At 73.3% G+C, this 2292-nt stretch carries 4 protein-coding genes and 1 pseudogene; all 5 read left to right on the plus strand.

What is annotated here, in order from left to right; all coding sequences use genetic code 11:
- A pseudogene (locus tag AB0C69_RS41405) lies at positions 1-220 on the plus strand (hypothetical protein); the annotation flags it as partial.
- Between the two features lie 53 nt (positions 221-273).
- Positions 274-462, plus strand: coding sequence for a hypothetical protein (locus AB0C69_RS41410; RefSeq protein WP_345186676.1), 189 nt, complete (start codon positions 274-276; stop codon positions 460-462).
- Positions 463-672: 210 nt separating this feature from the next.
- Entirely contained in the window at positions 673-1302 is a 630-nt protein-coding gene (locus tag AB0C69_RS41415; protein ID WP_179843698.1) for a TetR/AcrR family transcriptional regulator, read from the plus strand.
- A gap of 142 nt (positions 1303-1444) precedes the next feature.
- On the plus strand, positions 1445-1678 hold the full coding sequence (locus tag AB0C69_RS41420) for a DUF3107 domain-containing protein (RefSeq protein ID WP_345186671.1): 234 nt from the start codon (positions 1445-1447) through the stop codon (positions 1676-1678).
- A 115-nt stretch (positions 1679-1793) separates the two neighbouring features.
- Positions 1794-2171 (plus strand): GlsB/YeaQ/YmgE family stress response membrane protein, encoded by a 378-nt coding sequence (locus AB0C69_RS41425; RefSeq protein WP_360362220.1) that lies wholly within the window; start codon positions 1794-1796, stop codon positions 2169-2171.
- Positions 2172-2292: the final 121 nt, after the last annotated feature.

Genomic DNA, 2292 nt, shown 5'->3' on the forward strand with positions numbered 1-2292 from the left:
GTCGCGCATGGCCGTCTCGGTGAGCAGCCGCAGGGCCTCCGCCGAGGCCGACCGCCGCGCCGCCGCCGCCGGACTCCACGCCGAGGAGTGGATGAGCGAGATCGCCCTGGCCATCCGCGCGGAGACGCCGCTGAGCCTGCTCGCCGACGTCGTCCACGCGTTCCCGACCCACGGCGAGTCCGTCGAGGCGCCGCTGCGGGAGCTGGCCGGGATGCTGTGACCCGAGACGGCCGTGGACCCTGAGGCGGCCGTGAACCTGGAGGAGGACCCCTGATGAGCGAGACCGACGACCTGGAGCAGCCCGCCCCCGACGACGCCAACGAGGCCGACGCGGCCGAGCAGCGCGCCGCCCTCGACGACGAGGAGCGCGTCGAGGGCGGCCCCATCCCGGACGACGCGAACGAGGCCGACGCGGCCGAGCAGCGGCGGGAGGTCCGGCTGGACGAGGACGACTACCGCTGATCCGCGTTGGCCGCCGGCACAGGAAGGAGGGTTCACAGAAAGATCGTGGCGGCCCGCTTCCGGTTCCGGCGGGAATACACTGACCTGCGCGAAGGAACGACGGCGGGCGCCGCCCGTGACCAACGGAGTTACTCGCGCGTAGGATAATGAGATTGTTTACCGGTGACGGACGCCCCCATCCGTCCCCCGATTCGGTGATCGGAGAGTGTGGTGACCGCGACCCCGGACGCCCGCCCCCGTGGCACGAGACTGCCGCGACTGGCGCGCCGCAAGCAGTTGCTCGGCGCGGCCCAGGAGGTGTTCGTCGCCCAGGGGTACCACGCCGCGGCGATGGACGAGATCGCCGAGCGCGCGGGCGTCAGCAAGCCCGTGCTCTACCAGCACTTCCCGGGCAAGCTGGAGCTGTACCTGGCGCTGCTGGACGAGCACGCCGAGGCCCTGGTGAAGATCGTCCGCGAGGCGCTGGAGTCCACCACGGACAACAAGCTTCGCGTGCAGGCGAGCATGCAGGCCTTCTACGACTTCGTGGCCGGCGACGGCGAGGCCTACCGGCTGGTCTTCGAGTCCGACCTGCGCAACGTCGCGCCCGTGCGCGCCCGCGTCGACCGCGCGAACCAGCAGTGCGCCGAGATGATCGCGCAGGTCATCGCCGAGGACACCAACGCCCCCGCCGAGGAGGCGCACCTGCTCGGCATGGGCCTGGTCGGCATGGCCGAGGTCAGCGCCCGCTTCTGGCTCTCCCAGCACCGGGCGATCCCCAAGGACACCGCGGAGAAGATCATCGCCCGGCTGGCCTGGCGCGGCATCTCCGGTTTCCCGCGCACCACCGACCAGAGCTGACGCCGGCTCCGGCCCTGCCCGCGCCGGAGGGCGTTCACCCTCGGCACAACCGGGCGCGCCGCGCTCCGGCGATCTCCGTGCGACCATCGGATGCGGGTCCGCCGGCGGTCGGCGGGACGCGCCCGACGACGGGAGGCATCGCGTGCAGGTTCGCATCGGGGTTCAGAACGTGGCCAAGGAACTGGTGGTCGACACCGACCAGACCGCCGACGAGGTGCAGGACGCGCTCGGCGCGGCGCTCGCCGACCCGCACGGCGTGCTGGTGCTGAAGGACCGCCGCGCCGGCCGCGTCGTCATCCCCGGGGCCCGCGTCGGCTACCTGGAGATCGCCGAGGACGAGCAGCGCAGCGTGGGCTTCGGCACGCAGTACACCTGAGCCGCGCACCTGAGCCGTCCACCCCGGGCGGCACCGGCGCGGCGAGCCGCGCGCACGAGCGGCGCGACACCTCACCAGCCTGCTGACCTGCGACTTTACCGTTCCCATACGCGCCTTGACCAGATTTTTGTTTCAACCTGGCAGGCGGGGCATACCGATCACCGACCTCGGGCGACCGGCCCAGGGAAAGGAACGGTTGATCGAAATGCTCACCACGATCCTTTGGTTCATCGTCGTCGGTGCCGTGATCGGTGCACTCGCGCGGCTGGTCGTGCCGGGCCGCAATCCGATCGGCATCCTGCTCACGGTCCTCGTCGGCATCGCCGGCGCGATCCTCGGCGGCGTCGTCGCGGACGCGCTGGGGGCGGGCATGCTCGTCGCCTTCGTCTTCGCGGTGGTGATCGCCGCGCTGGGCGTGGCGGCGCTCACCACGATGCACACGCGCGGCCGCGGGCGCGGCCACGGTTGGCGGACCCGCCGCCGGAGCTACTGACCCCCGGCACCACCCCCGTGGCGGGGGGGGCGCCCCCCCCCCCGGGGGGGGCGGCGGGGGGGGGGGGTGGGGGGGGGTGGGGGGCCGGGGCCCCCCGGGCCGCGCGGCGGGGCCCGCCCCC

It is taken from the genome of Actinomadura sp. NPDC048032, assembly GCF_040653175.1.
Classification (GTDB): Bacteria; Actinomycetota; Actinomycetes; order Streptosporangiales; family Streptosporangiaceae; genus Spirillospora; species Spirillospora verrucosospora.